Below are 7,317 nucleotides of genomic sequence, written 5' to 3' on the forward strand. Positions count from 1 at the left end.
CTCTCCCCAGACCCAGTCCGGGGGGACCCCCAGGCCGGAGGGCCAGTAGCGCGATGTCCCTGCACAGCCAGTCGGCGGCCTCCTACCAGGCCCCCGCCACACCCGAGTTCCCCCGGCACGTCGTCACCGCGGTCCTCGTCGCCCACGACGGCGCCCGCTGGCTGCCCCGGACACTCGCCGGCCTCCTCGGCCAGGAACGCCCCGCGCAGAACCACATCGCAGCCGACACCGGCAGCGCCGACGAATCCGCGCGGCTGCTTAACCAGGCCTTCGGCGACGACCGCGTCCTGCACCTCGCCCGCCGCACCGGCTTCGGCACCGCGGTCGACGAATCCGCCCGCACCGCGGGCACCCTGACCCCCGAGGACCTCCCGTACCTCAAGCGCCCCAGCGGCTGGGACCCCGTCAGCCGCACCTGGCGCGACGACGCGTACGACGTCCCCGAACTCCCCCACGGCGAACCCGTCCAGTGGCTCTGGCTCCTCCACGACGACAGCGCCCCCGAACCCGACGCCCTCACCGAACTGCTCCGCGTTGCCGACGAGAACCCCGACGCCGCCGTCATCGGCCCCAAACTGCGCGGCTGGTACGACAAGAAGCAGCTCCTCGAAGCCGGCGTCACCATCGCCCGCAGCGGCCGCCGCTGGACCGGACTCGACCGACGCGAACAGGACCAGGGCCAGCACGACCAGGTCCGCCCCGTCCTGTCCGTCTCCACCGCCGGCATGCTGGTCCGCCGCGACGTCTACGACGCCCTCGGCGGCTTCGACCGCCGCCTGCCCCTCATGCGCGACGACGTCGACCTCTGCTGGCGCGCCCAGAGCGCCGGCCACACCGTCCTCGTCGCCCCCGACGCCGTCATGCGCCACGCCGAGGCCTCCGCCCGCGAACGCCGCACCGTCGACTGCGCCGGCCGTACGAGCGCCAGCCCGCACCGCGTGGACAAGGCCGGCGCCGTCTACACGATGCTCGCCAACAGCTCCGGCCGCGCCCTGCCGTACGTCCTGCTGCGCGTCCTGTTCGGCACCGTGCTCCGCACCCTCGCCTACCTCATCGGCAAGGCCCCCGGCCAGGCCGTCGACGAGTTCACCGGCCTCCTGGCCACCCTGCTCCGGCCCGGCCGCATCCTCGCCGCCCGCAGGGCCCGCCGCCGCCCCGCCGTCCCCGCCGCCGAACTGCGCCCGCTCTTCCCCCCGCCCGGCGCCTCCCTGCGGGCCAACGCCGAACAGCTCGCCGGCTACTTCGCCGACGGCCGCGACACCGACGCCACCCCCGCCGGCCGGCACGGCGGAGGCAGCATCCTGACCGCCCCCGGCGAGGAGGACTTCCAGGAGACCGAGCGCTTCGCCCGCCTCAAGCGGATCGCCCGCAACCCCGCCCCCGTCCTCTTCGGCCTCCTCCTGCTCGTCTCCCTCGGCGCCTGCCGCGCCCTCATCGGCGGCGGCTCCCTCATGGGCGGCGCCCTGCTCCCCGCCCCCGACAGCGGCCCCGACCTCTGGAGCGCCTACACCGAGGGCTGGCAGGCCGTCTCCACCGGCTCCGCCGCCGACGCACCCCCCTACCTCGCCGTCCTCGGCGCCTTCGCCACCCTCCTCTTCGGCTCCACCCAGGCCGCCCTCACCCTGCTGCTCGTCGGCTCCGTCCCGCTCGCCGGACTCACCGCCTACTTCGCCTCCCGGCCGCTCGTCGCCTCCCGGCTCCTGCGCGCCTGGGCCGCCATCGCCTATGCCTTCCTGCCCGCCGTCACCGGAGCCCTCGCCGGCGGCCGCCTCGGCACCGCCGTCCTCGCCGTCCTGCTGCCGCTGATCGCCCGCTCCGCCATCGCCGCCTTCGGCCTCGGCGCCGACGGGGACCGCACCGGCCGGCGCGCGGTGTGGACGTACACCCTCCTGCTGACCCTGGCCACCGCCTTCACCCCCGTCGTCTGGCCGCTCGCCGCCGCCCTCGCCGCCGCCGCGCTGGTCCTGCGCCGCGCGCAGTGGAAGACGTACGCCCCCCGGCTGCTCGCCACCCTCGCCGTCCCGATCCTCGCCCTCGCCCCCTGGTCGCTCGGCCTGCTCACCCACCCCGGCCGCCTCCTGAACGAGGCCGGACTGCCCTACGGGACAAGCTCCGCCACCGCCCTGGACCTGCTCGGCACCAGCCCCGGCGGCCCCGGCACCACCGGCGGCCTGCTCCTCCTCGGCATCGTCCTCGCCGCCCTGGCCGCCCTGCTGCGCACGGACCGGCAGTTCGCCGTCCGCACCGCCTGGGCCGCGGCCCTCGCCGCGCTGCTCCTCGCCGTCCTCCTCAACCGCAGCGCCTGGGCCGGCCCCGCCACCCTCGTCTACGGACTCGCCCTGCTGGCCGCCGCCGCGCTCGGCGCGGACGGCGCCAAGGAACGCGTCGCCGCCCGCAACTTCGGCTGGCGCCAGCCGCTGGCCGCGCTCATCGCCCTCGCCGCCGCGGCCGGACCCCTGCTCGCCGCGGGCGCCTGGCTGCTCGCCGGCGCCGACGGCCCGCTCCAGCGCCGCGACCCGGTGCAGGTCCCCGCCTTCGTCGCCGACGCGGGCGGCGACGACAATCAGACCCGCACCCTGATCCTCGACCTGGACCGGCCCGGAACCGTCTCCTACAGCCTCGTCCGCGGCTCCGGCGGCCGCCTCGGCGACGCCGAGACCGCCGCCCGGACCGGCGGCGACCCCCGCCTCGACAAGGTCGTCTCCAACCTCGTCGCCGGCTCCGGCGCCGACCAGTCCAGCCAGCTCAGCGCCTACGCCATCCGCTTCGTCATGTTCCGCCCCGGCGGCCCCGAAGAGATCCGCCGCGTCCTCGACGCCACCCCCGGCCTCAGCCGCCGCCACCAGCAGGACGGCACCGCGCTGTGGGGCGTCGAGCCCTGGCTGCCCCGCGCCGTCATCCTCTCCGGCAAGCAGGGCGAAGCCCCCGTCCCGGTCGCCGCGGGCCCCGTGGAAGCACACGGCAAGATCCCGGCCGGCGAGGCGGGCCGCGTCCTGCGCATCGCCGACCGCGCCGACTCCGGCTGGCAGGCCACCCTCGACGGCAAGCCCCTCAAGCCCAAGACCCTGGACGGCTGGGCACAGGGCTTCGAACTCCCCGCCGGCGAGGGCCGCCTCGACCTCGTCCACGAGGACTCCCTCGTCAGGACCGTCTGGCACTGGGCGCAGGGCGTCCTCGCCCTGGTCCTGCTGGTGATGGCCCTGCCCGGCCGCCGCGAGCGCCTCGACGACGACCTCCCCGAGGAAGAGGCCGCGATCCCCGCCCAGCCCGGCCCCGGCGAGCCCGGCGAAGGCCGCCGCGCCCGCCGACTGCGCGCCGAGGCCGCGCCCGCCGCCGCCCCCGTGGAGGCCGCGGTGACCGCCGACCCCTACGCGGAGATCCCCGCGCAGCCGGTCTACGGCGAGGAGACCTACGCCTACCAGCCCTACGGCGACCAGGGCGGCTACGCCTACGAGCCGCAGCAGCCGCAGCAGCCCCCGTACGAGGAGCCGTACCAGCAGGGCTACGAGCCCCCGTACCCGCAGCAGCAGCCGGCCCAGCAGCAGTACCCGTACCCGTACGAGCCGTACGAGGCCTACGACCCCCACGCACCGCACGACCCGCGTCCCGACGGGAGCCCCCAGCAGTGAAGCAGCGCGCACCCCTGACGCTGGCGGCCGTGACCACGGCGCTCGCCGCCCTGACCGGCATCGCCTCCCTCACCGCCCCCTCCGCCGAGGGGAAGGCGGCCGAGGGCACGGCGGCGGCCGCGGCCTCCCGGATGCCGGTGGAGCGGTCCCTGCTGGTGTGCCCCGCGCCCAGCTCCTCCGACATCGCGGACACCACGTACACGGCCTTCACCCCCGGCGCACCCGCCCCCGCCGAGGGGAAGGGCTCGGCCCGGCTGCTCGGCGCCACCAAGGACGCCAAGCCCGTACTGGAGCCCAAGGAGGTCGGCAAGCCCTTCGGAGCCACCGCCACCGGCGCCGACGCACCCGCGCTGACGGGCAGCGCCGACGGGATCCTCGCCCCCGGCTGGACCGCCCAGCAGACCACCAAGGTCTCCGTCGGCCGGGCCCGCGGCCTCCTCGGCGTCGGCTGCACCGCACCCGGCACCGACTTCTGGTTCCCGGCGGTCGGCACGGCCAAGGGGCGCGAGGACTACCTCCACCTCACCAACCCCGACGACGCCGCCGCCGTCGTCGACATCAAGCTCTTCGGCCCCGACGGGCTGGCCAAGGCCGAGGCGGGCACCGGCGAGGGCATCCGGATCGACCCCAAGTCCACCAAGTCCGTCCTGCTCTCCTCCCTCATCCCGGGAATCCAGCTCGCGGACGCCACCGCCCACGTCACCACCCGGGCCGGCCGGGTCGGCGCCTCGGTACAGGCCGCCGAGGAGGGCGTGGGCGCCGACTGGCTGCCCGCCGCCGCGGACCCGGCGGGCTCACTGGTCCTGCCGGGCATCCCGGCCGACGCCGTCTCCGTGCGGCTGGTCGCCTTCGCCCCCGGCGAGGAGGACGCGGACCTGAAGATCCGGCTGGCCGGCCCCGGCGGCTCCATCACCCCCGCGGACAACGAGCAGCTGCACGTCAAGGCCGGCATGACGGCGAGCGTCGACCTCAAGGACGTGACCCGCGGCGAGCCGGGCTCCCTGGTCCTGACCCCGGCGGACCCCAAGCGGGCCACACCGGTCGTCGCGGCGGTACGGGTGGTCCGCGGCAGCGGCGCCAAGCAGGAGCTCGGCTTCGTCCCGGCCGCCGGGCCGGTGGGCACGCGGGCCACCGTGGCCGACAACCGCCCCGAGGAGAACGCGACCGTACTGACCCTCACGGCCCCGGGCGACAAGGACGCCAAGGTCAAGGTGACGGCCTCCCCCGGCACCGGCGGCGGCGAGGCGGCCTCCCAGGAGGTCACGGTCAAGGCGGGCACGACCCAGAAGGTCGACATCGCCCCGGCCGGCGCCAAGGGCTCCTACGCCCTCACCGTCGAAACCCTCTCCGGCGGCCCCGTCCACGCGTCCCGCACCCTGACCCTCCCGCACGAGGGCATCACGATGTTCACCATCCAGACCCTGTCCGACGACCACTCCACGGTCTCGGTCCCCAGGGCCACAGAGGACCTGTCGGTCCTTACCAAGTAATCCCTGGCGGGGCTGGAGTTGCCGCGCAGCGGCACATCCAGCCCCGCCGGCGTTTGAGGCGCGGGGTCTGGGGCGGAGCCCCAGCAGCGGCGCGGCACATGCACAGCCGAAGCCTGCACAGCCGAAGCCTGCACAGCAGAAGCCTCAGTCCTGCCCGTAACGCGGATCAACGGTCTCGGGGGACAGCCCCAACAACTCCGCCACCTGCTCCACCACGATCTCGTGCACCAACAGCGCCTTCTCGTCCCGCGACTTCGTCCGGATCTCCACCGGCCGCCGGAAGACCACGATCCGGGCCGGCCGGCCCTCGCGGGCCTCCTGGAGCCCGCCCAACGGCACCGCCTCGTCGTTCCAGCCGCCGTCCGGACCGCCCGGCGGCCCCGGCACGTCGCCGACGAGGAACTCCACCTCGGCCAGCTGCGGCCAGCGCCGCTCCAGCCGCTCCACGGAGTCCCGTACGAGGTCCCCGAACAGCTCCGCCCGGCTCGCCGACAGCGGCACCTGCGGGGGTGCCACCGGCCCGCGCATCCCGCGCCCGTGCCGGTCCCGGCGGCGCGGGCGCGGCTCGACGGGGGCCCCCACGGGGGGCTCGGCAGGGCGCGGAGGCAGGGGGCTGTCGGTCACCCCCGCAGGGTAGCCCTCGCCACGACACGGGGGAGTGACCGGCGGGAGAGTCGTCGCGGCCCGGTCAAGAGTGCGGTACCGTCCAACGTCGTGAGCCTTGTACGTCGCTGTTCGCGCACCGCGTGCGGCCGCCCTGCCGTCGCGACACTGACGTACGTCTACGCCGATTCGACCGCAGTTCTCGGCCCGCTCGCCACGTACGCCGAACCCCACTGCTACGACCTGTGTGCCGAGCACTCGGAGCGCCTGACCGCCCCGCGCGGCTGGGACGTCGTCCGCCTGTCCGACGGGTCCGCACCGTCGCGCCCCAGCGGCGACGACCTCGAAGCCCTCGCCAACGCGGTGCGCGAAGCCGCCCGCCCGCCCGAGCGCGCGGCCGAGGCGGGAGGATCCGGCCAGCGCGGCCCGTCCACCGGCGAGACCCGCCGCGGACACCTGCGCGTCCTGAGATCGCCCGATTCCTGACGCCTTGCTCATCTGAAGAGCCGCTCCGGGTTCAAGGTAGGTTGGCCGGACCGCACGGAACCTTCAGGAGGGCAGGCAGTGGCCGCAGATCTTTCGAACATCGTCAAGGCGTATGACGTGCGTGGCGTCGTGCCGGACGAGTGGGACGAGTCCCTGGCGGAGCTGTTCGGTGCCGCATTCGTGGAGGTCGCGGGTGCTGCGGCGATCGTGATCGGCCACGACATGCGCCCCTCCTCCCCGGGTCTGTCGGCGGCTTTCGCCCGCGGCGCGGCTGCCCGTGGGGTGGACGTGACGCTGATCGGCCTGTGCTCGACGGACCAGCTGTACTACGCCTCGGGGTCCCTCAACCTGCCGGGTGCGATGTTCACGGCTTCCCACAATCCGGCCCGGTACAACGGCATCAAGCTCTGCCGTGCGGGCGCTGCCCCGGTGGGTCAGGACACGGGTCTGTCGCAGATCCGCGAACTGGTGGAGAAGTGGTCGGAGGAAGGCGCTCCGCCCATCCTGGCCGGCACCGCCCCGGGCACGGTCACGGAGCAGGACTCCCTCGCCGGCTATGCCGCGCATCTGAAGGCCCTGGTGGACCTGGCGGCGATCCGCCCGCTGAAGGTGGTGGTGGATGCGGGCAACGGCATGGGCGGCCACACCGTCCCCACCGTCTTCGAGGGCCTGCCCCTGGACGTGGTGCCGATGTACTTCGAGCTCGACGGCACGTTCCCGAACCACGAGGCGAACCCCCTGGACCCGAAGAACATCGTCGATCTCCAGGCGCGTGTTCTGGCGGAGGGCGCGGATCTGGGTATCGCGTTCGACGGTGACGCGGACCGTTGTTTCATCGTGGACGAGCGCGGCGAGGGCGTGTCCCCGTCGGCGATCACGGCTTTGGTGGCGGCGCGTGAGCTGGCCCGCAACGGTGGCACGGGCACGGTGATCCACAACTTGATCACGTCCTGGTCGGTCCCCGAGGTGGTCCGTGAGAACGGCGGGACCCCGGTCCGCACGCGTGTCGGGCATTCCTTCATCAAGGAGGAGATGGCGAGGACGGGTGCGATCTTCGGTGGTGAGCACTCGGCGCACTACTACTTCAAGGACTTCTGGAACGCGGACAC

At 74.7% G+C, this 7,317-nt stretch carries 5 protein-coding genes; 4 read left to right on the top strand and 1 reads right to left on the bottom strand.

Annotated features, from left to right (window positions below; genetic code table 11):
* Positions 1–53 precede the first annotated feature (53 nt).
* Together ACFWBN_RS28605 and ACFWBN_RS28610 are read left to right on the top strand one after the other, a co-directional pair.
* Entirely contained in the window at positions 54–3,629 is a 3,576-nt protein-coding gene (locus tag ACFWBN_RS28605; protein ID WP_385180815.1) for a glycosyltransferase family 2 protein, read from the top strand.
* A complete protein-coding gene (locus ACFWBN_RS28610; RefSeq protein ID WP_385180818.1) occupies positions 3,626–5,119 on the top strand; it encodes a DUF5719 family protein in 1,494 nt (497 codons plus the stop codon). Before ACFWBN_RS28605 ends, ACFWBN_RS28610 begins: the two co-directional genes overlap by 4 nt.
* Before the next feature lie 144 nt (positions 5,120–5,263).
* Here ACFWBN_RS28610 and ACFWBN_RS28615 read toward each other — a convergent pair whose 3' ends face one another.
* Positions 5,264–5,743, bottom strand: a complete 480-nt coding sequence (locus ACFWBN_RS28615; RefSeq protein ID WP_385180821.1) for a metallopeptidase family protein — start codon at positions 5,741–5,743, stop codon at positions 5,264–5,266.
* 90 nt (positions 5,744–5,833) lie between these two features.
* Here ACFWBN_RS28615 and ACFWBN_RS28620 point away from each other — a divergent pair, with 90 nt between their 5' ends.
* Positions 5,834–6,208: a DUF3499 domain-containing protein gene (locus ACFWBN_RS28620; RefSeq protein WP_385180824.1), complete on the top strand. Its 375-nt coding sequence runs from the start codon at positions 5,834–5,836 to the stop codon at positions 6,206–6,208.
* A gap of 78 nt (positions 6,209–6,286) precedes the next feature.
* The coding region (gene manB / locus ACFWBN_RS28625; protein ID WP_385180828.1) for a phosphomannomutase/phosphoglucomutase at positions 6,287–7,317 on the top strand (1,031 nt) is incomplete at its 3' end.

Source organism: Streptomyces sp. NPDC059989, assembly GCF_042736975.1.
Classification (GTDB): Bacteria; Actinomycetota; Actinomycetes; order Streptomycetales; family Streptomycetaceae; genus Streptomyces.

Excerpts from the sequence above, each read along its gene's own strand:
- ACFWBN_RS28605 (WP_385180815.1), top strand. The coding sequence starts at position 54 with ATGTCCCTGCACAGCCAGTCGGCGGCCTCCTACCAGGCCCCCGCCACA.